General features: G+C 71.1%; 29 protein-coding genes. 18 read left to right on the top strand and 11 right to left on the bottom strand.

The window, feature by feature from the left end; all coding sequences use genetic code 11:
• Positions 1 to 17 precede the first annotated feature (17 nt).
• A complete protein-coding gene (locus IG90_RS0103045) occupies positions 18 to 776 on the bottom strand; it encodes an SDR family NAD(P)-dependent oxidoreductase (protein ID WP_030577014.1) in 759 nt (252 codons plus the stop codon).
• A 203-nt stretch (positions 777 to 979) separates the two neighbouring features.
• On the opposite strand from IG90_RS0103045, the gene IG90_RS39080 reads away from it, so the two are divergent.
• Positions 980 to 1,255, top strand: a complete 276-nt coding sequence (locus IG90_RS39080; RefSeq protein ID WP_051859944.1) for a hypothetical protein — start codon at positions 980 to 982, stop codon at positions 1,253 to 1,255.
• 16 nt (positions 1,256 to 1,271) lie between these two features.
• Here IG90_RS39080 and IG90_RS0103035 read toward each other — a convergent pair whose 3' ends face one another.
• Positions 1,272 to 2,006 carry a Mut7-C RNAse domain-containing protein gene (locus tag IG90_RS0103035; protein ID WP_030577012.1) on the bottom strand — a complete coding sequence of 245 codons (735 nt, stop codon included), beginning with the start codon at positions 2,004 to 2,006 and terminating at the stop codon, positions 1,272 to 1,274.
• A gap of 95 nt (positions 2,007 to 2,101) precedes the next feature.
• On the bottom strand, positions 2,102 to 2,923 hold the full coding sequence (locus IG90_RS0103030) for a helix-turn-helix domain-containing protein (RefSeq protein WP_030577010.1): 822 nt from the start codon (positions 2,921 to 2,923) through the stop codon (positions 2,102 to 2,104).
• Between the two features lie 85 nt (positions 2,924 to 3,008).
• On the opposite strand from IG90_RS0103030, the gene IG90_RS0103025 reads away from it, so the two are divergent.
• The gene (locus tag IG90_RS0103025; RefSeq protein WP_030577008.1) at positions 3,009 to 3,593 is read left to right on the top strand and encodes a TIGR03086 family metal-binding protein; all 585 of its coding nucleotides are present in this window, start codon (positions 3,009 to 3,011) and stop codon (positions 3,591 to 3,593) included.
• On the opposite strand, the gene IG90_RS0103020 is transcribed toward IG90_RS0103025, so the two are convergent.
• Positions 3,517 to 3,843 carry a hypothetical protein gene (locus IG90_RS0103020; protein WP_030577006.1) on the bottom strand — a complete coding sequence of 109 codons (327 nt, stop codon included), beginning with the start codon at positions 3,841 to 3,843 and terminating at the stop codon, positions 3,517 to 3,519. The genes IG90_RS0103025 and IG90_RS0103020 overlap by 77 nt on opposite strands.
• Positions 3,844 to 4,072: 229 nt before the next feature.
• On the bottom strand, positions 4,073 to 4,657 hold the full coding sequence (locus IG90_RS0103015; RefSeq protein WP_073780093.1) for a hypothetical protein: 585 nt from the start codon (positions 4,655 to 4,657) through the stop codon (positions 4,073 to 4,075).
• Between the two features lie 294 nt (positions 4,658 to 4,951).
• Here IG90_RS0103015 and hemL point away from each other — a divergent pair, with 294 nt between their 5' ends.
• From hemL to ccsB, 7 genes are all read left to right on the top strand, one after another.
• Positions 4,952 to 6,259, top strand: a complete 1,308-nt coding sequence (gene hemL, locus IG90_RS0103010; RefSeq protein ID WP_030577004.1) for a glutamate-1-semialdehyde 2,1-aminomutase — start codon at positions 4,952 to 4,954, stop codon at positions 6,257 to 6,259.
• On the top strand, positions 6,256 to 6,960 hold the full coding sequence (locus IG90_RS0103005; protein ID WP_030577002.1) for a histidine phosphatase family protein: 705 nt from the start codon (positions 6,256 to 6,258) through the stop codon (positions 6,958 to 6,960). The genes hemL and IG90_RS0103005 overlap by 4 nt, the downstream gene beginning before the upstream one ends.
• Positions 6,961 to 7,352: 392 nt before the next feature.
• A complete protein-coding gene (locus tag IG90_RS0103000; RefSeq protein WP_030576999.1) occupies positions 7,353 to 8,612 on the top strand; it encodes a polysaccharide deacetylase family protein in 1,260 nt (419 codons plus the stop codon).
• Between the two features lie 67 nt (positions 8,613 to 8,679).
• A complete protein-coding gene (locus tag IG90_RS0102995; protein WP_030576998.1) occupies positions 8,680 to 9,282 on the top strand; it encodes a TlpA family protein disulfide reductase in 603 nt (200 codons plus the stop codon).
• 4 nt (positions 9,283 to 9,286) lie between these two features.
• Positions 9,287 to 10,069: a cytochrome c biogenesis CcdA family protein gene (locus tag IG90_RS0102990; RefSeq protein WP_030576996.1), complete on the top strand. Its 783-nt coding sequence runs from the start codon at positions 9,287 to 9,289 to the stop codon at positions 10,067 to 10,069.
• A 4-nt stretch (positions 10,070 to 10,073) separates the two neighbouring features.
• Positions 10,074 to 11,819, top strand: a complete 1,746-nt coding sequence (gene resB, locus IG90_RS0102985; RefSeq protein WP_030576994.1) for a cytochrome c biogenesis protein ResB — start codon at positions 10,074 to 10,076, stop codon at positions 11,817 to 11,819.
• Entirely contained in the window at positions 11,816 to 12,895 is a 1,080-nt protein-coding gene (gene ccsB, locus IG90_RS0102980; RefSeq protein ID WP_030576992.1) for a c-type cytochrome biogenesis protein CcsB, read from the top strand. Before resB ends, ccsB begins: the two co-directional genes overlap by 4 nt.
• 241 nt (positions 12,896 to 13,136) lie before the next feature.
• Here ccsB and IG90_RS0102975 read toward each other — a convergent pair whose 3' ends face one another.
• A complete protein-coding gene (locus IG90_RS0102975; RefSeq protein WP_030576991.1) occupies positions 13,137 to 13,496 on the bottom strand; it encodes a PLD nuclease N-terminal domain-containing protein in 360 nt (119 codons plus the stop codon).
• Positions 13,497 to 13,652: 156 nt separating this feature from the next.
• Here IG90_RS0102975 and IG90_RS0102970 point away from each other — a divergent pair, with 156 nt between their 5' ends.
• Both IG90_RS0102970 and mqnP read left to right on the top strand, forming a co-directional pair.
• On the top strand, positions 13,653 to 15,110 hold the full coding sequence (locus tag IG90_RS0102970) for a menaquinone biosynthesis decarboxylase (protein WP_030576989.1): 1,458 nt from the start codon (positions 13,653 to 13,655) through the stop codon (positions 15,108 to 15,110).
• Positions 15,107 to 16,027, top strand: a complete 921-nt coding sequence (gene mqnP / locus IG90_RS0102965; RefSeq protein WP_030576987.1) for a menaquinone biosynthesis prenyltransferase MqnP — start codon at positions 15,107 to 15,109, stop codon at positions 16,025 to 16,027. Before IG90_RS0102970 ends, mqnP begins: the two co-directional genes overlap by 4 nt.
• Positions 16,028 to 16,069: 42 nt before the next feature.
• Here mqnP and IG90_RS0102960 read toward each other — a convergent pair whose 3' ends face one another.
• Entirely contained in the window at positions 16,070 to 16,696 is a 627-nt protein-coding gene (locus IG90_RS0102960) for a rhomboid family intramembrane serine protease (protein WP_030576985.1), read from the bottom strand.
• Positions 16,697 to 16,818: 122 nt separating this feature from the next.
• On the opposite strand from IG90_RS0102960, the gene IG90_RS0102955 reads away from it, so the two are divergent.
• The gene (locus IG90_RS0102955; protein ID WP_030576982.1) at positions 16,819 to 17,505 is read left to right on the top strand and encodes a UbiX family flavin prenyltransferase; all 687 of its coding nucleotides are present in this window, start codon (positions 16,819 to 16,821) and stop codon (positions 17,503 to 17,505) included.
• A gap of 7 nt (positions 17,506 to 17,512) precedes the next feature.
• Here IG90_RS0102955 and IG90_RS44195 read toward each other — a convergent pair whose 3' ends face one another.
• Positions 17,513 to 17,659 carry a hypothetical protein gene (locus IG90_RS44195; RefSeq protein ID WP_157846280.1) on the bottom strand — a complete coding sequence of 49 codons (147 nt, stop codon included), beginning with the start codon at positions 17,657 to 17,659 and terminating at the stop codon, positions 17,513 to 17,515.
• 121 nt (positions 17,660 to 17,780) lie between these two features.
• Here IG90_RS44195 and IG90_RS0102945 point away from each other — a divergent pair, with 121 nt between their 5' ends.
• The 5 genes from IG90_RS0102945 (at position 17,781) to IG90_RS0102925 (ending at position 22,421) form a co-directional block, all read left to right on the top strand.
• Complete coding sequence (locus IG90_RS0102945; RefSeq protein ID WP_030576980.1) at positions 17,781 to 18,236, top strand: Lrp/AsnC family transcriptional regulator; 456 nt, start codon at positions 17,781 to 17,783, stop codon at positions 18,234 to 18,236.
• Between the two features lie 95 nt (positions 18,237 to 18,331).
• Positions 18,332 to 19,495: an aminofutalosine synthase MqnE gene (gene mqnE / locus IG90_RS0102940; protein WP_030576977.1), complete on the top strand. Its 1,164-nt coding sequence runs from the start codon at positions 18,332 to 18,334 to the stop codon at positions 19,493 to 19,495.
• Positions 19,496 to 19,613: 118 nt separating this feature from the next.
• A complete protein-coding gene (locus IG90_RS0102935) occupies positions 19,614 to 20,150 on the top strand; it encodes a GNAT family N-acetyltransferase (protein ID WP_030576974.1) in 537 nt (178 codons plus the stop codon).
• 109 nt (positions 20,151 to 20,259) lie between these two features.
• Positions 20,260 to 20,553, top strand: coding sequence for a DUF4229 domain-containing protein (locus IG90_RS0102930; RefSeq protein WP_030576971.1), 294 nt, complete (start codon positions 20,260 to 20,262; stop codon positions 20,551 to 20,553).
• A 494-nt stretch (positions 20,554 to 21,047) separates the two neighbouring features.
• Positions 21,048 to 22,421, top strand: coding sequence for a dicarboxylate/amino acid:cation symporter (locus IG90_RS0102925; RefSeq protein WP_030576968.1), 1,374 nt, complete (start codon positions 21,048 to 21,050; stop codon positions 22,419 to 22,421).
• An 89-nt stretch (positions 22,422 to 22,510) separates the two neighbouring features.
• Here the strand turns inward: IG90_RS0102925 and IG90_RS0102920 are convergent, their stop codons facing one another.
• Positions 22,511 to 23,749: an alpha/beta hydrolase family protein gene (locus IG90_RS0102920; protein ID WP_030576964.1), complete on the bottom strand. Its 1,239-nt coding sequence runs from the start codon at positions 23,747 to 23,749 to the stop codon at positions 22,511 to 22,513.
• A 199-nt stretch (positions 23,750 to 23,948) separates the two neighbouring features.
• Here IG90_RS0102920 and IG90_RS0102915 point away from each other — a divergent pair, with 199 nt between their 5' ends.
• Positions 23,949 to 24,593: a TetR/AcrR family transcriptional regulator gene (locus IG90_RS0102915; protein WP_030576962.1), complete on the top strand. Its 645-nt coding sequence runs from the start codon at positions 23,949 to 23,951 to the stop codon at positions 24,591 to 24,593.
• A gap of 61 nt (positions 24,594 to 24,654) precedes the next feature.
• On the opposite strand, the gene IG90_RS0102910 is transcribed toward IG90_RS0102915, so the two are convergent.
• Both IG90_RS0102910 and IG90_RS0102905 read right to left on the bottom strand, forming a co-directional pair.
• On the bottom strand, positions 24,655 to 25,521 hold the full coding sequence (locus IG90_RS0102910) for a MaoC family dehydratase (protein ID WP_030576958.1): 867 nt from the start codon (positions 25,519 to 25,521) through the stop codon (positions 24,655 to 24,657).
• 5 nt (positions 25,522 to 25,526) lie between these two features.
• Positions 25,527 to 26,852 carry a 3-oxoacyl-ACP reductase gene (locus IG90_RS0102905; protein ID WP_030576955.1) on the bottom strand — a complete coding sequence of 442 codons (1,326 nt, stop codon included), beginning with the start codon at positions 26,850 to 26,852 and terminating at the stop codon, positions 25,527 to 25,529.
• Between the last annotated feature and the right edge of the window lie 67 nt (positions 26,853 to 26,919).

The raw sequence follows: 26,919 nt of genomic DNA, 5'->3' as shown, positions 1-26,919 counted from the left end.
CAGGGGCCGGGGCCGGCTCACAGCGTGCGGTGGACCTTCGTGTTGGAGGCCTGGGCGCGGGGGCGGACCACCAGGAGGTCGATGTTGACGTGGCTGGGGCGGGTGACGGCCCAGCCGATCGTGTCGGCCACGTCCTCGGCGGTCAGCGGGGCGTCGACGCCCGCGTAGACCTTGGCGGCCTTCTCGGTGTCGCCGCGGAAGCGGGTGGTGGCGAACTCCTCGGTCCTGACCATGCCGGGGGCCACCTCGATGACGCGGACCGGGGTGCCGACGATCTCCAGGCGGAGGGTCTCGGCCAGGACGTGCTCGCCGTGCTTGGCCGCCACGTAACCGCCGCCGCCCTCGTACGCGGACAGCGCCGCGGTCGAGGAGAGGATCACGATCGTGCCGTCGCCGCTCGCGGTGAGGGCGGGCAGCAGGGCCTGGGTGACGTTGAGGGTGCCGATCACGTTGGTCTCGTACATCTGGCGCCAGTCGGCGGGGTCGCCGGTCGCGACCGGGTCGGCCCCGAGCGCCCCGCCCGCGTTGTTGACGAGGACGGCGAGGGAGCGGAACGCGGTGGCGAACTCGTCGACCGCCGCGCGGTCGGTGACGTCCAGCGCGTAGGCCGTCGCCTGGTGGCCGGCCTCGGTGAGCTCGGCCGCGAGCGCCTCGATGCGGTCCTTGCGGCGGGCGGTCAGTACGACCCGGAAGCCGGCGGAGGCCAGCGTACGGGCGGTCGCGGCGCCGATGCCGCTGCTCGCGCCGGTGATGACGGCGATGGGGGTGGCGGCCATGGCGATCTCCTCGGACAGCTGATCGGGTACGGGGAAAGGATAGGCAGGCGTCGTGTGGCCCCCGTGCGTGGGCGGCCGTGGGCTGTGCGGGTGGGGGAGAGCGCGGACGTCTCCCATCACGGGCACGTCGCCCTCTGGAGCGACCTGCCGGAGATCCGGCTCCGGACCGAGAACAGGGGCCCAGCGACGTACCCGCCTCGACGGTGCGGCTGCGCTTCTCCGAGCCGCTGTCCGTACGGCAGCGGCTCCCTGTGGGCTGCCTCTGGGGCGGCAAGGCGTCGGTGCTGTGCGAGACGGGCGCCCTGACCACCGGCGGGCAGGCCCGGTGGACCGCACTGGACCTGCGGCTCGCGAGCCGCCCGGCCGAGGTGGTCGTGCGGGTCGACACCGTGTGGAGCGGCGGGGCGCGCGACGCGGACTCCGGGAACGGCGCGCACACGGTGCCGGCGCCCTCGACCGGGGAGCCGTACGCCTTCTGAGCGGTGCGCTTCGCCGCTACGCCGCCGCGCCCCCGAACTCGCGGACGGCCTCGGACACGATCGTCTCCAGGTGTCCGTGATGGGCGCCGCGCCAGTACACCCGGGAGCACTCCGTGCACTGGGCGAACACGTCGTACGACTGCTGCGTGCCGTGCTCCAGAAGTTCGCTCACGGAGTCCTTGGCGGCCCCGGTCAGGGTGCCGTTGCACGCGGTGCAGCGGGTCCACGGGGCCAGGGCCGGGGCGAAGCGGCCGAGGACGTCGCGGAGCTGTTCCTTGGGGCGGTCGCTGTAGACGTACGCCCCCGCCCAGATCTCGCGGCGGCGCAGCAGCCCGCGGTCCCGGGAGAGCAGGACGCGCCGCTCCCGCGCCGAGAGGGTGGCCAGGGCGGGGTCGCCGATGTCCTCGCTCTCGTACGCCGCGTCGACGCCCAGGAGTCGCAACCGGCGGGCCAGCGTGCCGAGATGGACGTCGAGGAGGAAGCGCAGAGGCGCGCCGGGAACCTGCTGGGGGCGTTCCACGGCGCGTACGACGACGTGTTCGCCGGCACCGGGCACATGCGAGCGGGCCACCGGGGCGCCGTTCACCAGCATCGGTCCGGCCTCGGTGAGCGGGACGCCGAGGGACTCGATGACATGGCCGAGGGTCGAGGAGCCGTCCGTGACGAGGGGCGTGGGCCCGTCACGGCGGTCGTGCGGGACGAAGAGCCGCAGCTCAGGGGCTACTTCGAGGGTGATCTCGGGTCCGTTCACCCGGTCAGGATGCCACCGGGGCGGGACGGCCTGCCAGGGATTTGGCGGGGATGCGCAGAGGAGTCGAGGGCGCGCGGGTGCGCGGGCGCGCGCCGTCAGCGCGGGGCGAACGCCGTCGGGGGCACGCCCACCGTGGCGGTGAAGTCCCGCACCAGATGGGCCTGGTCGCTGTAGCCGAGGTCCGCCGCGAGCCGCCCCCAGTCGACGGCCGGGCCGGATCCGGCGCGCTCCAGCGCCTCGTGGATCCGGTAGCGGAGGATGACCCACTTGGGGCCGACGCCGACGTACGCGGAGAACAGCCGTTGCAGGGAGCGGGCGGAGAGCCCCAGGTCCTGGGCGAGCCGGTCGACCCGGCGCACCGTGTGGTCGGTGCGCACCCGGTCGACGGCGGCCATCGCCAGCGTCGCCCGGGGATCGGGGCGAGGCTCCAGGGCGAGCAGGAAGGCGTCCAGCGCCGCCACCCGCGCGTCCTCGTCGTCCGGGTCGAGGACCGCGTCGACGGGCGGCGCGGTACGCAGCACCTCGGCGGCGGCGATCCGGCGTCCCGTCAGGTCGCAGAGGGCGTGCTCCGGTGCGAAAGGGCGGAAGCCGCCGGGCCGGAACTGCACCCCGCAGACCCGCCCGCGCCCGGTCAGTTTCCGGGTGAAGAGCCCCGGGTCGACGCCCGCGACCTCGGCGTACCCGGACCGCTCCGCGGGGGTCTCCGCGGCCCCGTACCGCTGGAGTACCAGATTCACCGACGGGTGCGGGACGACATGGGCGGCGTACGGCTCGGTGAGGTCCCAGTCGATCAGCCAGTAGTGCTCCAGGTACGGGCGCAGCGCGGCTGCGGGCTCGCGGCGGCGGAAGCGTACGCGGGCGAAGAGGTCCGGGGCGTCGACGATGCCCCGGGTGTCGCGGCGGGGTCCGGCGGCCATGACCACGATCCTAGGCCGCCCGCGCTCCACATGCCTGTCGCGTTTCTTCAAGACGTCGGCGGGGTGCGGGCGCAGGGTGGAAGGCATGACGCAGAAGATCAGTGACCTGCTGGAAACCGCCGCGGCCCGGGCCCTGCCCGTGGTCGGGGGCATCGATGACGGGCAGCTGGGCGACCGTACGCCGTGCGCCGAGTACGACGTACGGGCGCTGCTGAACCACCTGTTCCTGGTGGTGGTGAACTTCCAGGCGCTCGCGGCGCGCGAGGAGGTGGATTTCGGCCAGGAGCCGGAGTTCGTGACGGGCGACTGGCGGGGCAGGTTCGCTGCCGAGACCGCCCGGCTGGTGAAGGCGTGGGACGTGCCGGGGGCCGAGGAGGGCACGACCGGACAGATGGGGCTGCCGGCCCGGACGGTGGGGCTCATGGTGCTCGGCGATCTGACCGTGCACGCCTGGGACCTGGCGCGGGCGACCGGCGCGGACTTCGTGCCGGAGCGGAGCGTGCTCGACGAGGTGGGCCCGGGGCTCGCGGAGATGGCCCCGCAGGCCCGGGAGATGAAGATGTTCGGTGAGCCGTTCCCGGTGGGGGAGGGGGTTAGCGCCTTCGAGCGGCTGCTGGCCGTGACGGGGCGTGATCCGGGGTGGCGTCCGCCCGGGGCGGCCGCGAGCTGAGCCCGGCGGGCGGTCCGGCGGGGCCCGGGGCGGCCGGGGCGTCGTAGAGGGGGCCGAGCGCGGCGTACGCGTCGTCGACGATCCCCTCGGCCAGGAGCAGCATGTCCTGCTCCGCCAGCCGGGCCGCCCGGTGGGTGTACGGGGACGGTGGCGCCGGATGCCTGCGGCGCCACCAGCAGTCGCAGGCCGCGTAGACGCCGCCGCCGAAGACGAGCACGGGGATGGACAGGGCCAGCAGAACGTCGCCCACGGCGGACTCCTCGATGGTCGGTGTCCTGTGGATCGGCGTGTGAGGTGGTGGCGCTGAAGACCGGCTTCGGCCAATTCACCGTGATATATGGCTCGATCTGACCGAATACTCTGACCGAATACATGGACGCAGCCGCGTCTGTGTCAAGGGCGTCGACTGAGCCGTACCACTTCGCCGGGCACGAGCGGCTCCGGAGTACGGGTCCGCTCGAACTCCGCCCGACCTCGGGTCAGGGCCACACCAGGCAGTACGCCTGGTGGCCCGCGTCGTGCAGCCGGTGCGAGAAGTCCTGCCACTCGTGGAGCAGCTGGTAGACGTTGAAGGCGTCGCGCGGGCCGCCGCGGTCTGGGACCGTTGACCAGATGAAGGCCGCCGCACCGACCGACTCCTCGCCGACACCGCGCAGCGGGTCGACGACGGTCATCGGGAGTTTGACCACGGCGTAGTCGGGGTGGAGGACGACCAGCTCCAGCGGGGGGACCTTGTGCAGGGGTATGCCCTGGATGCCGGTCAGGACCATGGCGGCCACGGTCTCCGGCTTGATCTTGGTGAACATGCCGCCCATGCCCAGCTCGTCACCGCCGAGCTCCTCCGGGCGCATGGAGATGGGCACACGGGCGGCGGTGGCGCCGTCCGGGGCGCCGAAGTACTTGTACGTCACTCCCATCCCGCCCCCGCTCCTGGTCCCCGGGGGCGGCGTGCTCTCCGCGCCCCTGCTCTGGGCGCGCTCGGCCCTGCGCCGGTGCCGCCCTCGCCGGGCAGGCTCGGGCCCCAGGTCGTCGGTCCCTTCGCCCACTCCGCCACCGCGATGCATATCTCATCCACCCGACTACTTCTTAGGAGACACAGCCCCGCCGCGCAACCCGATCATCGTGTCAGTGACCTCCCCCGCGGGCGTGCGGTGAAACACCTGTCCGCAAGACCGTCCGTGCCTCTGACACCATGGCATGTGTGAGCTTTCCCTATGTCGCCCCAGTTTCGCAGACGTGAGGGTGCCGACGCTCTTTCGTGATACGAGGGGAGCGCGCTCCCTGCTCACCGGTGGCCGGGACTACCTTGGATTTTCCGGCCCGGCCTCCCGATACCCGAATCGCAGATCAGGACCAAAGTGGCGTATTCATACGAAGCCCCAGTTTCGCAGTCGCTGTTCGACCGGGCGTCCGTCGTGACGCCCGGCGGCGTGAACTCACCCGTACGTGCCTTCCGGGCCGTGGGCGGTACGCCCCGGTTCATGGTGTCCGGCACCGGTCCGTACCTCACCGACGCCGACGGCCGTGAGTATGTCGACCTCGTGTGCTCGTGGGGGCCGATGATTCTCGGCCACTCTCACCCCGAGGTCATCGCCGCCGTCCAGGAGGCGGTGTCCCGGGGCACCTCCTTCGGTACGCCGGGTGAGGGCGAGGTCGTGCTCGCCGAGGAGATCGTGGCGCGGATCGAGCCCGTCGAGCAGGTGCGCCTGGTCTCCTCCGGCACCGAGGCGACCATGTCCGCGATCCGGCTGGCCCGCGGCTTCACGGGCCGGGCCAAGGTCGTGAAGTTCGCCGGCTGCTACCACGGGCACGTGGACGCGCTGCTCGCCGCCGCCGGGTCGGGCGTGGCCACCTTCGGGCTGCCCGACACCCCGGGGGTCACGGGCGCCACGGCCGGCGACACCGTCGTGCTGCCGTACAACGACCTGGACGCGGTGCGTGCCGCGTTCGCCGCGCACCCGGGCGAGATCGCCTGCGTGATCACCGAGGCCTCGCCCGGCAACATGGGCGTCGTCCCGCCGGCGGACGGCTTCAACGCCGGGCTCAAGGAACTGTGCGCGGCCAACGGAGCCCTGTACATCTCCGACGAGGTCATGACGGGCTTCCGTACGTCGAAGGCCGGCTGGTACGGCGTCGACGGCGTCCGGCCCGACCTGATGACCTTCGGCAAGGTGATGGGCGGCGGCTTCCCCGCCGCGGCCTTCGGCGGTCGGCGCGACGTGATGGCGCACCTGGCCCCGGCCGGCCCGGTCTACCAGGCGGGCACCCTCTCCGGGAACCCGGTCGCCACCGCCGCCGGGCTCGCCCAGCTGCGGCTGCTGGACGACGCGGCGTACGCGAAGATCGACGCGGTCTCCGCCGAGCTGCGCTCCCTGGTGGGCGACGCGCTCACCAAGGAGGGCGTCGCGCACACCGTGTCCGCCGCGAGCAACATGTTCTCCGTCTTCTTCACCGACCGGCCCGTCCGTGACTACGAGGACGCCAAGAAGCAGGACGTCTTCCGCTTCACCGCGTTCTTCCACGCGATGCTTGAGCAGGGCGTCTACCTGCCGCCCTCGGCGTTCGAGTCCTGGTTCGTCTCCACGGCCCACGACGAGCGGGCGGTCGAGCGCATCGCCGCCGCCCTGCCCGCCGCCGCCCGTGCGGCGTCGGAGGCCACCGCATGAGCGAGAACGCGAACCGCGACGAGCAGTTGACCGTGGTGCACGTGGTCCGGCACGGCGAGGTGCACAACCCGGACGGCGTGCTCTACGGGCGCCGCCCCGGCTACCACCTCTCCGACCTGGGCCGGGAGATGGCCGACCGGGTCGCCGAGCACCTGGAGAAGCGCGACGTCACCCATGTCGTCGCCTCCCCGCTGGAGCGAGCCCAGGAGACGGCCGCGCCCATCGCCAAGGGGCACGGCCTGGACCTGGCCACCGACGCCCGGCTGATCGAGGCCGCCAACGTCTTCGAGGGCAAGACCTTCGGCGTCGGCGACGGCGCGTTGCGCAAGCCGGACAACTGGAAGCACCTCACCAACCCGTTCAAGCCGTCCTGGGGCGAGCCGTACATCGAGCAGGTCGTCCGGATGATGGGCGCGCTGGACGCCGCCCGGGACGCGGCGCGCGGGCACGAGGCGGTCTGCGTCAGCCACCAGCTGCCGATCTGGATCCTGCGTTCCTTCGTCGAGCGTCGCCGTCTGTGGCACGACCCGCGCAAGCGGCAGTGCACACTGGCCTCGCTGACCAGCTTCACCTACCGGGGCGACCGGATCGTCTCGGTCGGCTACTCGGAGCCGGCCCGGGACCTGGTGCCGGTGCACCTGCTGGCCGGGGCCAAGCCGGTGAAGGGGAAGCCGGGGCAGTCCAAGGCGTTCGGCGCGTAGCCACAGTCGCAGACGCCTCAACGACACGCGGGACCTGACGGGACCGGCCGCCGGTGCAACGGCGGCCGGTCCCGTCCCCTGTGTACGGAGCGACGGCGATGCGCCGGGACGTCAGATTCCGGGCGGGCGCCGACGATCCGTCCGCCGCCCGATCCGTCCGCCGGCGGCAGAACTGCGGAGGGTCGCTCCTGCGTCCCCCAGTCAGGGCCGCCCGTAAGGGCGTGCGGGCGCCGTACGGACGTCGCACCATGATCGGCCGGGAGGTCGCGCGGTCGGCAAGGTAAAGCGTAAAGAAAGTCCTCAAATGCACGGAACCGACGTGTTACGCGCCTCATCTAACCCTTCAGCAGTTTGTATGTGCTTGAGATAAAACGACCGCAGATGGGGACGGTATGCGCGACATCAATCGAAGGGGCCTGCTCGGGGCAGGGCTCGGCGCCGCAGCCGCGATCGGACTCGCCGGCTGTGGCGCCTCGGGCTCCCCCGGCGATGAAGGGTCCGGCCAGGGCGGCGGCAATGGTGACGCCGGCACCGGCGGCAACGGCAGTGGAAACGGTTCGCCGAAGGGCAAGGTCCGGCTGATCGGTGACGGCTCGACCGCCGACACCGGCAAGCAGCCCCACCAGCCGCCGGCGCCCGTTCCGCTCGAACCCGGCCAGAAGCCGCCGCAGTTCGTGATCTTTTCCTGGGACGGTGCCGGCGAGGTCGGCAACGGTCTCTTCCCGCGCTTTCTCGAACTCGCCAAGGAACACGACGCGGCGATGACGTTCTTCCTCTCCGGGATCTATCTGCTGCCCGAGTCGAAGAAGTCCCTCTACCGCCCGCCGAACAACCCCCGCGGCGCCTCCGACATCGGCTATCTCACCGACGATCACGTCAAGGACACGCTGAAGTACGTGCGCCAGGCGTGGCTGGACGGCCACGAGATCGGCACCCACTTCAACGGGCATTTCTGCGGTGGTTCCGGATCCGTGGAGCGCTGGACGCCCGCCCAATGGCACAGCGAGATCAATCAGGCTGTGTCCTTCGTCACGGAATGGCGGACGAACACCGGCTGGGAGAACGAGGATCCGCTTCCGTTCGACTATCGGAAGGAACTGATCGGCGGCCGCACGCCCTGTCTGCTCGGCCAGGACAACCTCCTGCCGACCGCGAGCAAACTGGGCTGGCGCTATGACGCCAGTTCGCCCGGCGGCCGTCAGACCTGGCCCGTGAAGCGCGGCGGCGTCTGGGATCTGCCGCTGCAGGCGATGCCGTTCCCCGGGCACTCCTTCGAGGTGCTCTCGATGGACTACAACATCCTCGCCAATCAGTCGCAGAATTCGACGAAGGGCATGCCTTCGCGTTATCCGGGCTGGCGCACCCAGGCGGCCGGGGCGTATCTCGCCGGTTTCCAGCGCGCGTACGAGTCGAATCGTGCTCCGTTCCACATCGGCAATCACTTCGAGGAGTGGAACGGCGGCATCTATATGGACGCCGTGGAAGAAGTGATCAAGAAGGTGGCGGACAAGGACGACGTGCGTCTCGTCTCGTTCCGGCAGTACGTCGACTGGCTCGACGCACAAGACCCCGCCGTGCTCGCCAAGCTCCGGACGCTGGACGTCGGTCAGGCGCCCGCCGGTGGTTGGAACTCCTTCTTTAAACAGGCTTGACAAGGGGCTTTACGGGCACCGAGGGGGGTGCGGGGAAGCCAGGAAACTGCCATGCGAAACTTTTCACATGAGCTCTGGCCGCGCGTCCCGACGCCGCTTCACCCTGCTCGCCGCCACCGCCGTGGCCGGTGCCCTGACGCTGTCCGCGTGCGGCGACGGCAACAAGGCCGGGGGCGGCGGCAACACCAACTTCGTCACCGGCAGCGGGGGTATCTCCACCGTCGCCAAGGGCGACCGGGTGGCGGCGCCGAAGCTCGACGGCAACGGCCTGGACGGCAAGCCTCTCGACCTCGCCGACTTCGAGGGCAAGGTCGTTGTGCTCAACGTCTGGGGCTCCTGGTGCGGCCCCTGCCGACTGGAGGCGAAGTACTTCGCGAAGGTCTCCGAGGAGACGGCGGACCAGGGCGTCCAGTTCGTCGGGATAAACACCCGCGACGCCCAGCGGGACGCCGCGATCAACTTCGAGAAGGACTACGGGGTCGAGTACCCGAGCTTCTACGACCCGATCGGCAAGCTCATCCTCCGCTTCCCCAAGGGCACCCTGAACCCGCAGGCCATCCCGTCCACCGTGGTCATCGACCGGGACGGGAAGATCGCGGCCCGCACGCTCCAGGCGCTCGACGCGGACGAGCTGCGCAAGATGATCGACCCGATCATCGCGGAGAAGTGATCCGGTGATCCCGCTCGCCACCCACCACGAGACCGTCACGCTGGCCGCGTACAACGACACCGTCCTGTCCGGGGCGCTGCTGGTCGCCCTGCCGCTCGCCCTGCTGGCCGGTCTCATCTCCTTCTTCTCGCCCTGCGTCCTGCCGCTGGTCCCCGGCTACCTGAGTTACGTCACCGGGGTCAGCGGCACCGACCTGGCCGACGCCCGCCGGGGCCGGGTGGTGGCGGGCGCCTCGCTGTTCGTCCTCGGCTTCACGGTCGTGTTCGCCTCCACCGGCGCGCTCTTCGGCTACTTCGGCCAAGAGCTTCAGACGCACTCCGAGGTGCTCAACAAGGTCCTCGGCGTCCTGATGATCCTCATGGGGATCTTCTTCATGGGACTCCTGCCGGGCGTGACGCAGCGCGAGTTCCGCCTCCACAAGCGGCCGGCGGCCGGCCTGGCCGGCGCGCCGCTGCTCGGCGCGCTCTTCGGGATCGGCTGGACGCCGTGCATCGGCCCGACCCTCGCCTCGGTGCTGGCGCTGTCGACCGAGAGCGCCACCGCCGGACGCGGCGCGATACTGACCGTCGCGTACTGTCTCGGTCTCGGTGTCCCGTTCGTCCTGGCCGCGGTCGCCTTCCGCAAGGCGCTCGGCGCGTTCGGCTGGGTAAAGCGCCACTACGCATGGGTGATGCGGATCGGCGGCGGCATGATGATCGTGACCGGAATCCTGCTGCTGACCGGTGCGTGGGCCACGCTCATGCAGCACATGCAGGGCTGGTCCAGCGGCTTCGTTGTAGGGATCTGAGTTCATGAGCAAGTCGAACAGCGCGGAGACGCGGCAGCGCGAGGACGAGCGCGCGCAGGGCTCCGCCCACGGCGCGGCGGGCGACCGGCTCTCCACCGCACCCCGCGAGGAGCGCCCCGACACCGGGGCGGGCGTCCCCGCGATGAGCGTGATCGGCTGGGTCCGCTGGTTCTGGCGGCAGCTCACCTCGATGCGGGTGGCGCTGATCCTGCTCTTCCTGCTCTCCCTCGGCGCGATCCCGGGGTCGCTGATCCCGCAGAACAGCGTCGACGACATGAAGGTGCAGGCCTTCAAGGACCAGCACACCACCCTCACCCCGGTCTACGAGAAGCTCCAGCTCTTCGACGTCTACAGCTCGGTGTGGTTCTCCGCGATCTACATCCTGCTGTTCGTCTCGCTCATCGGCTGCATCGTGCCGCGCACCGGCCAGTTCGTCGGCCAGCTGCGCAGCCGCCCGCCGGGCGCGCCGAAGCGGCTGACGCGGCTGCCCGCGTACACCACCTGGCGCACGGAGGCCGAGCCCGAGGAGGTCCGCGAGGCGGCCCTCGCGGTGCTGCGCAAGCGACGCTTCCGGACGCACGAGGTGGACGACGCGGTCGCCGCCGAGAAGGGCTACCTCCGCGAGGCCGGGAACCTGGTCTTCCACATCGCCCTGATCGTGATGCTGGTGGCCTTCGCCTCCGGCCAGCTCTTCAAGTTCGAGGGCGGCAAGCTCGTCGTCGAGGGCGACGGCTTCTCCAACACGCTCACCCAGTACGACGACTACAAGCCCGGCACGCTCTACGACTCCGACTCGCTGGCCCCGTTCAGCTTCGTGCTGGACGACTTCGTCGGTACGTACGAGAAGAGCGGCCCGCAGCGCGGCACCCCGCGCACCTTCGAGGCCCGGGTGACCTACAGCGAGGGCGCCGACGGCGCGGAGCGCAAGGGCGTCATCAAGGTCAACGAGCCGCTCGTCGTGGACGGCACCAAGGTCTACCTGATCGCCCACGGCTACGCCCCCGTCGTCACCGTCCGGGACGGCGAGGGCAAGGTCGTCTCGCGGTCCGCCGTACCGCTGCTGCCGATCGACAACAACATCACCTCGTCCGGCGCCATCAAGGTGATGGACGGCTACAAGGACAAGAAGGGCGTCAAGACCCAGTTGGGCTTCAAGGCGTTCTTCGTGCCGACCTTCGCCGGCCACGGCAAGGGCCAGATGTTCTCGCAGTTTCCCGGCCTGGACTTCCCGGTGCTGGCGCTCAGCGCCTACCAGGGCTCCCTCGGCGTCGACTCCGGACTCGCGCAGAACGTCTACCAGCTCGACACGTCCAAGATGAAGGAGTTCAAGGACGAGGACGGCGAACTGCTCAAGAAGATGCTGATGCCCGGAGAGAAGCTGGATCTGTCCGACGGCGCCGGATCGATCACCTTCGAGGGCGTCGAGGAGTGGGCCAGCTTCCAGATCTCGCAGCAGCCGGGCACCGGCTGGGCGCTCGGCGGAGCCATCGCCGCCATCGCCGGCCTCGCCGGATCGCTGTTCATCCAGCGCCGCCGGGTGTGGGTGCGGGCGGTCCGGGGCGCCGACGGCGTCACGGTCGTGGAGATGGCGGGCCTGGGCCGCAGCGAGTCCGCGAAGCTCCCCGAGGAACTGGGCGACCTCTTGGCCGCTCTCGTCACCACGGCGCCCGTCGCCACCGATGCCACGAACGAGGCCGGGAGCCGGCCCGTACACCCTGCCGAAGCACCTGCCGAAGGGGCTGAGAAGTGAATCTCGCCGCCGCAACCAACGAAAGCCTGGCGCACACCAGCAATGTGCTGATCTATTCGTCGATGGCCGTCTACACCCTGGCCTTCTTCGCGCACATCGCGGAGTGGGTCCTCGGCAGCCGCAGCAAGGTCGGCCGCACCGCCGCCGCGCTGTCCGGTGCCGGTGCTGCCTCTGCCGCCGCCCCGGTGGTGAAGGCCCGGTCCGGCGGCACCGCCGTGCTGGAGCGGCCCGAGGTCATCACCCGCGCCGCCGCCGGGACGCGGGACGTGCCCGACGGCCCGGGTGCGGCCGGCGGCACGTTCAAGGGCGACCTGTGGGGCCGGATCGCCATCTCGCTGACCGTGGTCGCGTTCCTCGTCGAGGCGGGCGGCGTCGCCACCCGCGCCCTGTCGGTGCAGCGGGCCCCCTGGGCCAACATGTACGAGTTCTCCATCACCTTCTCCACGGTGGCGGTCGGCTCCTACCTGGTGCTGCTCTCGCTGAAGAAGAACGTCCGCTGGATCGGCCTCCCGCTGGTCACCACGGTCCTGCTGGACCTCGGCATCGCGGTCACGACGCTCTACACCGACAGCGACCAGCTGGTGCCCGCACTCCACTCGTACTGGCTGTGGATCCACGTCTCGACCGCGATCATCTGCGGCGCCGTCTTCTACCTCGGCGCGGTCGGAACGGTCCTCTACCTCTTCCGCGACAGCTACGAGAACAAGCTCGCCTCCGGCGGCACGCCCGGCAGGTTCGCCTCCTCGGTCATGGAGCGGCTGCCCTCGGCGTCGTCGCTGGACAAGTTCGCGTACCGGATCAACGCGGCCGTCTTCCCGCTGTGGACGTTCACGATCATCGCCGGCGCGATCTGGGCCGGCGACGCCTGGGGGCGGTACTGGGGCTGGGACCCCAAGGAGGTCTGGTCCTTCATCACCTGGGTCGCCTACGCCGCCTATCTGCACGCCCGCGCCACCGCCGGCTGGAAGGGCCGCAAGGCCGCCTACCTGGCGCTCGCCGCCTTCGCCTGCTGGCTGTTCAACTACTACGGCGTGAACATCTTCGTCTCCGGCCTGCACTCCTACGCCGGGGTCTGAGCCCACGTACGCACGAAGGCTCCCCGGACGGATACCGATCCCCGTCCGGGGAGCCTTCGTCGCGTCAGCAGCGGAGTGTCCAGACCACCTCGCGGTGGCTGAACGTCTCCAGGGAGTACGGGCCGTGGTAGCCGCCCATGCCGCTTTAGCTGCGGTACCTCTCCGAGGACGGCCGACGCGCCCCCGTGAAGCGCCCACCGCGCCGGCCGGAAGGATCACCCAGGCCGGCCGGAATGCCCGGTCAGGAAGCGGGCGGGGCCTTGTCGTCGGGGTTCGTACCGCCGTCGCGGCGCCCCCGCTCCTCCTCGGCCTCGGTGTCCTTGTCGGCCTTGTCGGCCTTGAGCGACTTGAGGAAGTCCGGGTTGTCGTCCGGGGCCACCCACTGCTGCCGCCTGGCGCGCTGCCACGAGGAGGGTCCGGCGCCCCCGGCGCCGTTGTGGCGGGCCTTGCCGGCGACGAGCCAGACGACCGGGCCGACGATCCAGAACAGCAGGATGATGAAGACCCAGGCGATCTTCGGCAGATGCTTGGTGTCCTCCTCCGAGGTGTTCAGGCAGTCGATGAACGCGTAGATCGTCAGAGCCAGCGGGACGATGAACATCAGGGCTCTCATGGTGCGTCCCCCAGTGGGCGGCGGCGGGGCTCGGTGTTCCCCCGGTGTCGCGGCCAGGGTACCGGCTCGGCACGAACGATCCGGGGCCCCGGCGGTGGGGAGCCCCGGCGGGGCCGCGCGGGCGGGGATGACAAACTGGACCGCATGGCTTACGACGATCTTCGCTCCCTGCTCCGGGCTCTTGAGCGCGATGGTGATCTCAAGCGCGTCAAGGTCGAGGTCGACCCACACCTGGAGGTCGGTGAGATCGTCGACCGGGTCAACAAGGCCGGCGGCCCCGCCCTGCTGTTCGAGAACGTCAAGGGGTCCTCGATGCCCCTGGCCATGAACGTCTTCGGCACCGACCGGCGCCTCCTGAAGGCCCTGGGACTGAAGGCGTACAGCGACATCAGCGACAAGATCGGCGGGCTCCTCAAGCCGGAGCTGCCGCAGGGCTTCGTCGGGGTGCGGGAGGCCTTCGGGAAGCTCGGCTCGATGGTGCACGTGCCGCCGAAGAAGGTGAAGTCCCACGACGCGCCCGTCCAGGAAGTGGTCCTGACCGGCGACGACGTCGACCTGGAGAAGCTGCCCGCGCTGTTCACCTGGCCCGAGGACGGCGGATCGTTCTTCAACCTCGGCCTCACCCACACCAAGCACCCCGAGAACGGCGTCCGGAACCTGGGCCTCTACCGGCTCCAGCGCCACGACAAGCGCACCATCGGGATGCACTGGCAGATCCACAAGGACAGCGCCAACCACTACCAGGTCGCCGCCCGGCGCGGGGAGCGGCTGCCCGTCGCCATCGCCTTCGGCTGCCCGCCCGCCGTGACGTACGCCTCCACCGCGCCGCTGCCCGGGGACATCGACGAGTACCTCTTCGCCGGGTTCATCCAGGGCAAGCGGATCGAGATGGTCGACTGCAAGACCGTGCCGCTCCAGGTCCCCGCGCAGGCGGAGGTCGTCATCGAGGGCTGGCTGGAGCCGGGCGAGATGCTCCCGGAGGGCCCGTTCGGGGACCACACCGGCTTCTACACCCCGCAGGAACCGTTCCCCGCACTGACCATCGACTGCATCACGATGCGCCGGCGGCCGCTGCTCCAGTCCATCGTGGTGGGCCGCCCGCCGACCGAGGACGGGCCGCTGGGCCGGGCGACGGAGCGGTTCTTCCTGCCGCTGCTGAAGATCATCGTGCCGGACATCGTGGACTACCACCTGCCGGAGTCGGGCGGCTTCCACAACTGCGCGATCGTCTCGATCGACAAGAAGTACCCGAAGCACGCCCAGAAGGTGATGAGCGCGATCTGGGGGGCGCACATGATGTCGCTGACCAAGCTGATCGTGGTGGTGGACTCCGACTGCGACGTCCACGATCTGCACGAGGTCGCCTGGCGGGCGCTCGGCAACACCGACTACGCCCGCGACCTCACGGTCACCGAAGGCCCGGTCGATCACCTGGACCACGCTTCGTACCAGCAGTTCTGGGGCGGCAAGGCGGGCATCGACGCCACGAGGAAGCTGCCCGAGGAGGGCTACACCCGGGACGGGGGCTGGCCGGAGATGGTCGAGTCCGATCCGGAGACGGCGGCGAAGGTCGACCGCCGTTGGAAGGAATACGGACTGTGAGCAGTGCGGCAGAAACGGCGTCCGTTCCCGGGCCCGCGCCATCGGACAGCAAGGTGAAGGCCTTCCTGCGGCTCGTGATGATCGAGCACTCGGTCTTCGCGCTGCCCTTCGCGTACATCGCCGCGCTGACCGCGATGTTCCTGCTCGACGGCACCATCCACTGGGGCACGCTGCTGCTCGTCACGCTGGCGATGGTGGGCCTGCGGACCTTCGCGATGGCCGCCAACCGGATCATCGACCGGGAGATCGACGCCCGGAACCCGCGCACCGCGGGCCGCGAGCTGGTGACCGGCGCGGTGTCGGTGAAGTCCGCGTGGACCGGTGCGCTCGTCGCGCTGGTGGTCTTCCTGGGCGCGGCGGCCCTGCTCAACCCGCTGTGCCTGGCGCTCGCGCCGCTGGCCGTCGTGCCGATGGTGGTCTACCCGTACGGCAAGCGGTTCACGAACTTCCCGCACGCCATCCTGGGCCTCGCGCAGGCCATCGGTCCGGTCGGCGCCTGGCTCGCGGTGACCGGCAGCTGGTCGTGGGACGCGGTGATCCTCGGGCTCGCCGTGGGCATCTGGATCGGCGGCTTCGACCTGATCTTCGCCTGCCAGGACGTGGCCGCGGACCGGGCCCAAGGGGTGCTCTCCTTCCCGGCGCGCTTCGGGATCCCGGCCTCGCTGTGGGGCGCCCGGGTGTGCCACGCGGTCACGACCGGGCTGCTGGTGTGGTTCGGGCTGGCCACGGGCGCCGAGGTCCTGTACTGGATCGGCATGGCCGTCGTCGCGGCGGCGTTCGTCTACGAGCACCGGGTGGTGCGGCCGCACGACCTGTCCCGGTTGAATCGTGCCTTCTTCTCCGTGAACGGCTTCATCGGCATCGCGCTGTTCGCCTGTGCGCTGCTCGACCTGCTGGCGCGGGGCCTGACCCCGTAGGGCCCGTGAGGCCCCGGGCCGACGCCCTGAGCCGACCGGGGGTCAGACGGTGACCAGGTTGTCCGGTGCGCGGCGCGGGCGGCGGAAGAAGAAGGCCGCCGCCACACCGCCGGCCAGCCCGAAGAGGTGGCCCTGCCAGCTGACGCCCGACTGGGTGGGCAGGACGCCCCACAGCAGCGAGCCGTAGACCACGGCGACGCCGATGCCTATGAGGACGTCCCAGGGCCGGCGGTCCACGAAGCCGCGGACCAGCAGATAGCCGAGCAGTCCGAAGACCACGCCGGACGCGCCGAGCGTCACCGTGTTCTCCGGGGCGGTCAGCCAGACGCCGAGGCCGCTGGCCAGGATGATCGTCACGACGACGGCGGCGAACCGGCGCAGCCCGGCGAGGGCGGCGATGAAGCCGAGGACCAGCAGCGGGACGCTGTTGGAGGCCAGGTGATCCCAGCCGCTGTGCAGGAACGCGGCGGGCACCACGTCCCGCAGCTCCGCCGGTTCACGTGGGCTGATGCCGTAGGTGTCCAGGGCGTGGCCCGTGGCTGTGTCGATGCCTTCGAGGACCCACAGGAGGGCTACCCAGCCCGCCATCAGGATCCCGGCGGTCAGGGCCCGCGCGCCGCCGGTGGAGCCCGTGTCCGAGGTGCGGTCGGTGGTCCAGTGATCGCCCATGGTCTTCCCTCTGCCCCCGGGTTGCCCGTCATCCGGAGAACGTCCGGGGCGCCCGCCCGGTTCCGGGTGCCGGGTGCGAGGGCGTGCCGGATAGGCTCGCAGGTGTGGAATCCAGGACTTCAATGACTCATCAGCAGCGGCGGCCTTGGATTGTCGGGGTGTCCGGTGCTTCGGGTACCCCGTTCGCGGCCGCCGTTCTGCGCGGGCTCCTGGCGGCCGGTGAGAGCGTGGACCTGGTGGTGAGCCGGGCCTCGCGGCTCACCCTGCTGGACGAGACCGGCATCGCGTTCCGGGACGGGCACTGGCGCGAGGACCTGCGAGGTTGGCTGGATCGTGGCGCCGACGGGAAGCCCGACGCGTTCGCGGTGGGCGACGCGGAGCTGGAGCGCGTACGCCATTGGCCGGCCGGTGATCTGGCCGCCGGGCCGTCCTCCGGGTCGTACCCGGCGAAGGGGATGCTCATCGTGCCGGCCTCGACGGCCTGTGTGGCCGGAGTGGCGCTCGGTCTGTCGAAGGATCTGCTCCAGCGGGCCGCGAGCGTGACGCTCAAGGAGCGCCGCCCGCTCGTCGTCGCGGTGCGCGAGACCCCGCTGAGCGGCCGGACGCTGAAGCAGATGGTGGCCCTGGACGAGGCGGGCGCGGTCGTGCTGCCCGCCTCTCCGGCGTTCTACGCGGGTGCGACGCACATCCAGGACCTGGTGGATTTCGTCGCGGGGCGGGTGCTGGACGCGGCGGGCGTGCCGCACCGGCTGTACCGCCGCTGGGAAGGAGAGCTCGGTGGCGGCTCCCGCAACCCGCAGGACCGCTAGGTCCGGGTCAGCGCTTCTTGTGCGCGCGCGGGGAGCGGCTCTTGTCGACGCGGTGCGCGGCGGCGGGCTGGTGGGCACGCGAGCGGTTGGCCAGGTCCTGCAGCTCGCGCATCCGGGCGTAGGCCATCTCGATCGTGTACACGGTGAAGTTCACTCCTGAAGATTCGAAAGCGTTTCTTGGATGTTCTAGAAGATTTGCAGGACGTCAGCCCTGCATGCCTTAGATTCTACACGTAAACTCGCGGTACTGCTGAACAATGGAAGGTTTCAGTCATATGGACGCGGTGGACAGGCAGCTCATCCAGGCCCTCAGGGAGAACGGCAGGTCCTCGTACGCCGAGCTGGGGCGGCTCGTGGGGCTCTCCGGGCCCAGCGTCACCGACCGGATCAACCGGCTGGAAACCGCCGGGGTCATCACCGGTTACCGCGCCACCGTCGACTCCGCGTCGCTGGGGCTCGGCGTGACCGCGCTGATCGGGATCTCGCTCTCGGACGCGGCCGACCACGAGGACGTGGCGCGCCGGCTGAAGGACCTCGCGGAGATCGAGGACTGCTGGTTCATCGCGGGCGACGACTCGTACATGCTCAAGGTCCGGGTCGGCGACGTGGACGGCCTGGAGAAGACGATCCGGCGCCTGAGCGGTACGAAGGGCGTCTCACGGACCCGTACGACGATCGTGCTCTCCACCAAGTGGGAGAACCGGGTCGGGGAACTTCCCGAAGAGGCTTAGGCGCGGAGCGCCGTAAAGGGGGCCCCTCCCGCCCGAAGGGTGGGGGGGTACGGTTGGGTCGGAGTCTGATACTCGGAGATATGGGAGGCGGCCTAGTGGACGCGGGACTCAAGCGCGAGCTGGAGGAGAAGGTCCGGGCCGGCGAGCGGCTGACCCGCGAGGACGGGATCGCCCTCTACGAGTCCGACGACCTGGCGTGGCTGGGCGGGCTGGCGCACGAGGTGCGCGTGCGCAAGAACGGCGACGTGGTGCACTTCAACGTCAACCGTCACCTCAACATGACCAACGTGTGCACCGCCTCGTGCGCGTACTGCTCGTTCCAGCGGAAGCCGGGCGAGAAGGACGCGTACACGATGCGCATCGAGGAGGCCGTCCGCCTCGCCAAGGCGATGGAGGGCGAGAACCTCACCGAGCTGCACATCGTCAACGGGCTCCACCCGACCCTCCCGTGGCGCTACTACCCGCGTTCGCTCAGCGCGCTGAAGGAAGCCCTGCCGAACGTCGCGCTGAAGGCGTTCACGGCGACGGAGATCCACCACTTCGAGACGATCTCCGGCCTCTCGGCCTCCGAGATCCTCGACGAGCTGATCGAGGCCGGTCTCGAATCGCTGACCGGCGGCGGCGCGGAGATCTTCGACTGGGAGGTCCGCCAGCACATCGTCGACCACCGCACCCACTGGGAGGACTGGTCGCGCATCCACCGTCTCGCGCACGAGAAGGGGCTCAAGACCCCCGCGACGATGCTGTACGGGCACATCGAGGAGCCCCGTCACCGCGTCGACCACGTGCTGCGGCTGCGGGAGATGCAGGACGAGACCGGCGGCTTCCAGGTCTTCATCCCGCTGCGCTACCAGCACGACTTCGTGGACATGAAGGACGGCAAGGTCCGCAACAGGCTCCAGGCGCGCACCACGATGGCGACCGGCGCGGAGGCGCTGAAGACCTTCGCGGTCTCCCGGCTGCTCTTCGACAACGTGCCGCACGTCAAGGTGTTCTGGGTGATGCACGGCGTGCAGACCGCCCAGCTCGCGCTGCAGCACGGTGCGGACGACATGGACGGCTCGGTCGTCGAGTACAAGATCACGCACGACGCCGACGACTTCGGTACGCCGAACAAGCTCGGCCGTGAGGACCTGCTGGACCTGATCCGCGACGCCGGATTCCGGCCGGTCGAGCGGAACACCCGGTACGAGATCCTGCGCGAGTACCCGGGCCCGGAGGCGGACCGGCGCGAGTCGCCGCAGCCGATGCGCGTCTGAGGCACACCCCGCCCGACCCTGCTCCGAGGGAAAGCCCCGGCCGCCACCCACGGCCGGGGCTTTCCCGTGTTGTGGACAGGCGGTGAGTCCCGTGAGGAGTAATGGTTACTCTGGCCTTATGGCGCTTACTTTCGAGCTGGATCCCGAGTTCACCCCTGCCCTGCGCGACGGCATCACCACCCTGTGGGCCGACGTCACCAACGCGGGCGGGGCCGTCGGTTTCGTCGCGCCCGTCACGGCCGAGGAGGTCCGGCCCGATCTGCTCAAGCACCTGGTCGCCATCGAGCAGGGCCGCACCCGGCTGCTCGTCGGCCGCGACGAGGACGGCACCGTCGCCGCCACCGCCTTCCTCACCCTCAACGACCACCGGCTGCTGCGGCACTGGCTGTGGCTCTACACGGTCATGGTCCACCCCCGCCTCCAGGGCAAGGGATACGGCCGCGACCTCATGACCGCCACCGCCGACGCCGCCCGCTCCATCGAGGGCATCGAGGCGATCCGCCTCACCTGCCGGGGCGGCACCGGCGCCGACCGCTTCTACACCGCCTGCGGATACAAGGAGGTCGGCCGGGTGCCGGACGCCATCCGGGTCGCTCCCGGCGACGACCGCGACGACATCGTCATGCTGCTCCCGCTGGGCCCGGCGACTCCGTGACCGGCAGGGCGCCCCTGGCCCGGCAACCCCCTGAACCGAGAGAAACCGGGCCATGTTTCACTGGACGGGCAGAAGCGTGTCGAGAGTCCATGGGAAGAGAGGGCCAGCCGTGTCCGCTGCCAAGCCGAGCGCCTTGATCCGTTACACGGCGTTGCGCCTGCTGATCTTCGTCGGCTGCTTCCTCGCCGCCGGTGTCGCCGTCCACTTCGGGCTGGTGCCCGCAGGGCTCGGGGGCTCCAACGTCGTCTGGGTGATCCTCCTCGGCCTCCTCCTCTCCGCCCCGCTCAGCTATGTGCTGCTGCGCAGGCAGCGCGACGAGATGTCCGAGCAGATCGTCTCCACCGTCGACCGCACCAAGGCCCGCCTCGACGCCAACCGCACCCGCGAGGACGCGGTCCAGTAGCGCCGGCGGCGCCACCCCGTCCAGCCGACGCGCCGGACCGCCTGTAGGCGCCACGTAAGCTTCCTCACACGCGCACGCCGCGCGCACCCCTTCTCCGCCGGACCCCGGGCGGGAGCCGACCGGCTCCAGCACCGGGGTCCGCGGCGTTTCTCCGCTGCTCTCCGGCGTCTTCCGCCGCTTTCCGGCCATTCCTGCCCGGCGGAGCCCTGTCCGGGGGCCAAAGAAAGGCTTTGAGGTTCTCAAAGTTCAAGTGTTAACGTATTCGACGTGAAGACAGCTGTGCGCCTCCGTCATGCCGCGAGCATCCCGCTCGTGGCGCGCCTGCATGTCGATCTCTGCCGCTGTATGTCCGCGGTCTGTTGCCGCAAGGTCTGATTCGGCATCATGCAGCGGCGCCGCCCCTGACGCGGGCGCCGCGACCCCGTCCCCGTTCCACCGCACGTCCGTACGGATACCTCCGTGCGTCCCGATGCGTCCCCGACTGGAGTGTGTCCGTGTCCGCGAATCCCGCGTCCGCCGCGCCCGAGGCCGAGCAGCCCACCGGCTCCGGCTCCGGTTCCCGCATACCCAAGGTCCCGTTCTGGGCCCAGATCGTCACCGGTCTGGTCCTCGGTGTGCTGCTGGGCTGGCTGGCCCGCAGCCAGGACCTCGGCTGGCTCGTCACCACCCTCGACGAGATCGGCTCGCTCTTCGTCCAGCTGCTGAAGCTGGCCGTCGCCCCGCTGGTCTTCTTCGCGATCCTCGTGTCGATCACCAACCTGCGCCAGGTCAACAACGCCGCCCGGCTCGCGACCCGCACCCTGCTCTGGTTCATGATCACCTCGCTGATCGCGGTCGCCATCGGCCTCACGATCGGCCTGGTCACCAACCCGGGCTCCGGCACCGGCCTCACGCCGAAGGACGGCGCGCTCTCCGAGACCAAGGGCAGCTGGATCGACTTCCTGACCGGCATCGTCCCGGACGACGTGATCACGCCGTTCACCGAGCTGAACGTGCTCCAGATCGTGTTCATGGCCGCCGTCGCCGGCATCGCCGCCCTCAAGCTCGGCGAGAAGGCCAAGCCGATCCTCACCCTCAGCCAGTCGATCCTGGAGCTGCTCCAGAAGGCTCTGTGGTGGGTCATCCGCCTCGCCCCGATCGGCACCGTCGGCCTCATCGGCTACGCCATCGCCGACTACGGCTGGGACCTCATCGGCAAGTACGCGACCTTCACCGCCGACGTCTACATCGGCTGCGCCCTGGTGATGTTCGGCGTGTACCCGCTGCTCCTGGCCACCGTCGCCAAGGTCAGCCCGCTCCAGTTCTTCAAGGGCGCCTGGCCCGCGATCCAGCTGGCCTTCGTCTCCCGCTCCTCGGTCGGCACCATGCCGGTCACCCAGCGGGTCACCGAGCGCCTCGGCGTTCCGAAGGAGTACGCCTCCTTCGCCGTCCCGTTCGGCGCGACCACGAAGATGGACGGCTGCGCCGCGATCTACCCGGCGCTGGCGGCGATCTTCATCGCGCAGATCTTCGACGTGCAGCTGGGCATCGGCGACTACCTGCTGATCGCCTTCGTCTCGGTGATCGGCTCGGCGGCCACCGCCGGCCTCACCGGCGCTACGGTCATGCTGACCCTCACCCTGTCCACGCTGGGCCTCCCGCTGGAGGGCGTCGGCCTGCTGATGGCCATCGACCCGATCCTGGACATGATGCGCACCGCCACCAACGTGGCCGGCCAGGCGCTGATCCCGGTGATCGTCGCGGCCCGGGAGAAGATCCTCGACCACGACGCGTACAACTCCGCCTCGTCCTCCCCGATCGACGCCTTCGGCGACGCCGACCGGGACGAGGTCGCGGCGCCCAAGGACGCGGTGCCGGTCACCGCGTAGCGCCTCATGGCGGCGAGCGTCCCTGACGACGCCCCCGGATCCCACGTCTCTGTACGTGGACCGGGGGCGCCGTCGTGTTCCCCGAACGGTCAGGGGCGCTGGAAGAGGACCTCGGGGTTGGCCGGGGTCGGGCCGTTCAGCAGCCGGGCCGGCCGGCCACGCAGGCTCCGGTCGAAGAAGGCGGTCACATAGCTCCTGGTGATCGTGGTCGAACGGGCCGCGGAGAGCGGCGCGTCCGGGTCCTCGATGCCGAGCTGCTCACCGATCTCCGGGGTGTCCGTGAACGTGAAGTGCCCGGAGTCCCGCACCGTCAGCCACCGCTTCCAGCCGCCGAGCCGGTCCCAGCCCTTGTCCCAGGACGTGTCGCCGCCGGGCCCGTGCCCGGGATCGGTCCCCAGCATCAGGAACGGCCGCCCGCCCAGTCCCCGGGCGGGCACCGGGTCGAAGAACGTGCCGTCCATGTTGACGCCGGCGTCCACCCGGCGGTCGGCGGCCATCGTGGAGGCGGCCGCGTTGCCCCCGATGGAGTGGCCCGCCATGCCCACCCGGCGCGGGTCGATCGTCCGGGCGTGCCGCCACGCCGGGCGCGGGCCCGTCAGCCGGTCCAGCAGGAACGAGAAGTCGGCGGCCCGCCCGGTGGAGACGGCGGCCAGGACCTTTTTCCGGGCGTCGTCGTCGGGCTGCGCGTCGACCCGGTCGCAGGCGGCACAGGTGAGGACCCGCCCGTCGGGCAGCTGCGTACCGGTCGTCTCGTACGGGTGGTCCGCGGTCGCCACGACGTAACCGCGGCTCGCCAGTTCCTCCGCGAGCCCGGTCAGCGTGGCCCGCGGTGTGCCGAAGCCGGGGGAGAGCATGACCAGCGGGAAGCGTCCCGGGGCAGGCCGGGCGGCGCTACGGGCATGGGTGCGGGTGGAGCCGACGAGGCCGGCCGGCACGACGTCCTCCAGCCCGCGCTGCGCGAGCATCAGCCGCGCTTCCTCCGTCGTCATGTACGGGGCGGGGTCGCCGCCGCTGCCGAGGCGGGCCGGGTAGTGGATCGACACCAGCAACTGGCGTGGCCCGGCGGCCGGTACCCAGGGGTCGGGCCGCGCGTGGTCGGTCAGGAAGAGGGTGTCGCGGCCGATGGCGTACGAGCCGGTCGGGCGGGGAAGCGTCAGCGCGGACGGTAAGGCGAGGTCGCCGGGAGCGGGAGCGAGCGTGGCAGCGGCCGGTGCCGGCGCCGGGCCGGACGCCGAGGCGGGCACACCTGTCCCGGCCAGGGTGGCCAGGGCGGCCAGGGCGAGCACCGCGGCGGTCGCGGCCGGCCTGTTCCGAAGGAGGATCGTCATGTCCGTAAAGCTAGGGGGGTGACCGGGCGGGCACATCGGACGCCGGGTGGAGCCGGTGTCGGTCCAGGGGACGACCCTCCTCGTCCGCGGGTGGCAACAGGCCATCCCTTCCGCGGGTGATCGCTCCCTGCGACGCCGCGCCGCACGCCGCCGTACTCTGGGCGGTGAGCAGGGCAGTGGGGCGGGGAGGAAGCCGGACGTGGGTGCAGTGAAGAGCAAGCGGATGCCGCGCGCCGTGCGCGAGCAGCAGATGATGGACGCCGCGGTGCGGACCTTCGGGCAGCGCGGCTACCGGGCTGCCTCGATGGACGAGATCGCCGAGCTGGCGGGCGTCTCCAAGCCGTTGGTCTACCTGTACCTGAACTCCAAGGAAGAGCTGTTCTCCGCCTGCATCCGCCGCGAGGCGAAGGCCCTGCTGGAGGCGGTCCGATCCGGGGTGGAGCCGGGGCTGCCGGCCGACGGCCAACTGTGGTCGGGGCTGAGGGCGTTCTTCCTCCATACCGCGGAGAACCCGGACGGCTGGTCGGTCCTGCACCGCCAGGCCCGCTCGCACGGGGAGCCGTTCGTCAGCGAGGTCGGCGGTATGCGCGATGAGATCGTCGCGTTCGTGACGGGCCTGATCGGGGCCGCCGCCCGCGAGGCCCACAGCGACCCCGCACTCGCGGACCGGGACGTGGCGGGCCTCGCCCAGGCCCTGGTGGGGGCCGCGGAGTCGCTGGCGGGCTGGGCCAACGTCACCCCGGACGTCTCGGCGAAGGAGGCCGCGGCGACCCTGATGAACTTCGCCTGGGCGGGCCTGGAGAACCTGATGCACGCCCGCCCGTGGACGCCCCCGGCTTCCTAGGAACTGTCTGACGATTCCCGCCGTCGCCCGCAGGGCGGCCGCGGGAATCGTGAGACAGTTCCTAGCCGCTCCGGTCCACGGACCCCACGAGGTGCACCCGCCCCTCGGCCCCGCGCAGCGCGAAGGCGTTTCCGGTGGCGTCGGCCGCGTACGTCACGGTGGCGGGCAGCAGGACAGGTGCCCTGAACTCGGCCCGTACGGTGCGGATTCCGGCCGGGTCCCCGGCCTCGGCGAGGCAGCGCGCCACCGTCCACATGCCGTGCGCGATGGCGCGGGGGAAGCCGAACAGCCGGGCGGTCAGCGGGTGCAGGTGGATGGGGTTGCGGTCGCCGGAGACGGCTCCGTACCGCCGCCCGAGGTCGCCGGGCAGCCGCCACTCGGCGACGGCGGGCAGACCCTCGGCGGCCGGGGCGGCGGCCGGGGCGGACGTGCGTGAAGCCGTGGCCCGGTCCGCCGTCGCCGGGGGAACCGTCTCCTGCCGGTGCCGGGACAGATAGCCGCTGCGGGACTCCCACACCAGCTCCCCGCCCACCCGCGCCTCGGTCGCCATCGTGACCTCGGTGCCCCGCCTGTGCGGGGTCAACCCGTCGGCGTACACGGTCAGTTCGAGCGGCTCCGCGGGGTCCACGGCCCGGTGCGGGGTGATCTCGATCCAGGTGTGGACGAGCCCGAGCACCGGCAGCGGGAAGGCGCGGCCGGCCATCAGCCGCATGGTGAGCGGGAAGGCCGGCACATGCGGGTACGTGAGCGGAAGCGGCCCGCTCTCCGGGAACCCGCAGATCCTGCCGTACGCGGCGAGGGGGCCGGGTGCGACGGCCGCCGCCGGGCTGGTGAGGCGGCCCGGGGGCAGGGTGGCGTCCGGCCGCCCGGCCCGCTTGAACGGCGAAGTGAGGGCCCCGCGCACGAGCGAGGCGCTGAGTGGGGTCATCGGGCTCACGCCCCCAGCAGGCTCTGGCCGCAGACGCGCAGCACCTGGCCGTTGACGGCGGTGGAGTCGGGCTGCGCGAACCAGGCGACGGCCTCGGCGACGTCGGCCGGGAGCCCGCCCTGGGAAAGGGAGTTCAGCCGGCGGCCCGCCTCGCGGATGAGGAACGGCACGGCCGCCGTCATCCTCGTCTCGATGAACCCGGGGGCCACCGCGTTGACGGTGACCCCGTGCGCGGCGGCTGCGCGCGGGCCGAGCGAGCGGACGAGACCGATGACGCCCGCCTTGCTGGCCGCGTAGTTGGTCTGGCCGTCGTTGCCCGCGATGCCCGCGATGGAGGCGGTGGCGACGATCCGGCCGCCCCGGTTGAGGGTGCCCGAGGCCAGGAGCTCGTCGGTGGTGCGGAGCACGCTGTCGAGGTTGACCTCGATGACCTGGGCCCAGCGGTCGGCCGGCATGTTGGCGAGGCGGCGGTCGCGGGTGATGCCCGCGTTGTGGACGAGGACGTCGAGCCCGTCCGGTGCGGCGGCGGCGGCGATGCGGACCGCGGCGTCGGGTGCGGTGATGTCCAGCGGCAGCGCGGTGGCCCCGAGTCGGTCGGCGGTGCGCACCAGGTCGTCCTGGGCCTGGGGGACGTCCAGCACGATCACGTGGGCCCCGTCGCGGGCCAGCACCGAGGCGACGGTCGCGCCGATGCCCCGGGCCGCCCCGGTGACCAGGGCGGTACGGCCGGCGAGCGGGGCGTACCGGTCGGCCACGGGGTCCGGTGCGGCGGAGGTCAGCTCGATCACCTGGCCGCTGACGTAGGCGGACCGGGGGGAGAGGAGGAAGCGGAGGGTGGACTCGGCGGACACCGGTTCGGCGCCGGCCGGAATCCGCAGGAGCTGTGCGGTGGATCCGCGTCCGATCTCCTTGCCCAGCGACCGGACGAAACCCTCCAACGCCTGCTGGGCAGCGGCCTGATGGTGGTCCTCGGAGGACGGGGGCGTGCCGATGACGACGATCCGGCCACCGGGAGCCTGCGACCGTACGACGGGATGGAGGGCGGCGTGCACCTCGGCGAGGCCCTGGGCGGAGGTGACCCCGGTGGCGTCCAGCACGATTCCCGCGGGCCGGGCGGCCTGCGCCTCGACCGTGAGCCCGGTCGCGGCCAGCACCTTCGCCAGCTCGCCCCGGATCGCCGATGCTCCGGCGGTCAGGTGCAGCAGCGGTCCGTCCAGGCTCGGCGTCTCCAGGGTCCAGCGGCGCAGCGGGGCGGGCTGCGGCAGGCCGAGCCGGCGGGTGAGGAAGCGGCCGGGTGCTGTGCCGGTGAGGTGCAGATAGCGATCGGCCATTGTCCTGACTCCCTGCTCGGTCGTAGATTTACTCTGGAGTAAGGTTACTGAAGAGTCAGGAGCTGGT

The organism is Streptomyces anulatus, from assembly GCF_000721175.1.
In the GTDB taxonomy this organism is placed as follows: Bacteria; Actinomycetota; Actinomycetes; order Streptomycetales; family Streptomycetaceae; genus Streptomyces; species Streptomyces anulatus_C.
The sequence above is the reverse complement of the archived record's forward strand: the minus strand, read 5'-3'. Positions and strand labels throughout refer to the sequence as shown.

What these genes read in the sequence shown, in the direction of transcription:
- IG90_RS0103045 (WP_030577014.1), bottom strand. Translation starts at nt 776, where the DNA reads ATGGCCGCCACCCCCATCGCCGTCATCACCGGCGCGAGCAGCGGCATC.
- IG90_RS0103030 (WP_030577010.1), bottom strand. Translation starts at nt 2,923, where the DNA reads ATGGCCGCCGGACCCCGCCGCGACACCCGGGGCATCGTCGACGCCCCG.
- IG90_RS0103025 (WP_030577008.1), top strand. Translation starts at nt 3,009, where the DNA reads ATGACGCAGAAGATCAGTGACCTGCTGGAAACCGCCGCGGCCCGGGCC.
- IG90_RS0103015 (WP_073780093.1), bottom strand. Translation starts at nt 4,657, where the DNA reads ATGCATCGCGGTGGCGGAGTGGGCGAAGGGACCGACGACCTGGGGCCC.
- IG90_RS0103005 (WP_030577002.1), top strand. Translation starts at nt 6,256, where the DNA reads ATGAGCGAGAACGCGAACCGCGACGAGCAGTTGACCGTGGTGCACGTG.
- IG90_RS0103000 (WP_030576999.1), top strand. Translation starts at nt 7,353, where the DNA reads ATGCGCGACATCAATCGAAGGGGCCTGCTCGGGGCAGGGCTCGGCGCC.
- IG90_RS0102995 (WP_030576998.1), top strand. Translation starts at nt 8,680, where the DNA reads ATGAGCTCTGGCCGCGCGTCCCGACGCCGCTTCACCCTGCTCGCCGCC.
- resB (WP_030576994.1), top strand. Translation starts at nt 10,074, where the DNA reads ATGAGCAAGTCGAACAGCGCGGAGACGCGGCAGCGCGAGGACGAGCGC.
- IG90_RS0102975 (WP_030576991.1), bottom strand. Translation starts at nt 13,496, where the DNA reads ATGTTCATCGTCCCGCTGGCTCTGACGATCTACGCGTTCATCGACTGC.
- IG90_RS0102970 (WP_030576989.1), top strand. Translation starts at nt 13,653, where the DNA reads ATGGCTTACGACGATCTTCGCTCCCTGCTCCGGGCTCTTGAGCGCGAT.
- IG90_RS0102960 (WP_030576985.1), bottom strand. Translation starts at nt 16,696, where the DNA reads ATGGGCGATCACTGGACCACCGACCGCACCTCGGACACGGGCTCCACC.
- IG90_RS0102955 (WP_030576982.1), top strand. Translation starts at nt 16,819, where the DNA reads ATGACTCATCAGCAGCGGCGGCCTTGGATTGTCGGGGTGTCCGGTGCT.
- IG90_RS0102945 (WP_030576980.1), top strand. Translation starts at nt 17,781, where the DNA reads ATGGACGCGGTGGACAGGCAGCTCATCCAGGCCCTCAGGGAGAACGGC.
- IG90_RS0102935 (WP_030576974.1), top strand. Translation starts at nt 19,614, where the DNA reads ATGGCGCTTACTTTCGAGCTGGATCCCGAGTTCACCCCTGCCCTGCGC.
- IG90_RS0102920 (WP_030576964.1), bottom strand. Translation starts at nt 23,749, where the DNA reads ATGACGATCCTCCTTCGGAACAGGCCGGCCGCGACCGCCGCGGTGCTC.
- IG90_RS0102910 (WP_030576958.1), bottom strand. Translation starts at nt 25,521, where the DNA reads ATGACCCCACTCAGCGCCTCGCTCGTGCGCGGGGCCCTCACTTCGCCG.
- IG90_RS0102905 (WP_030576955.1), bottom strand. Translation starts at nt 26,852, where the DNA reads ATGGCCGATCGCTATCTGCACCTCACCGGCACAGCACCCGGCCGCTTC.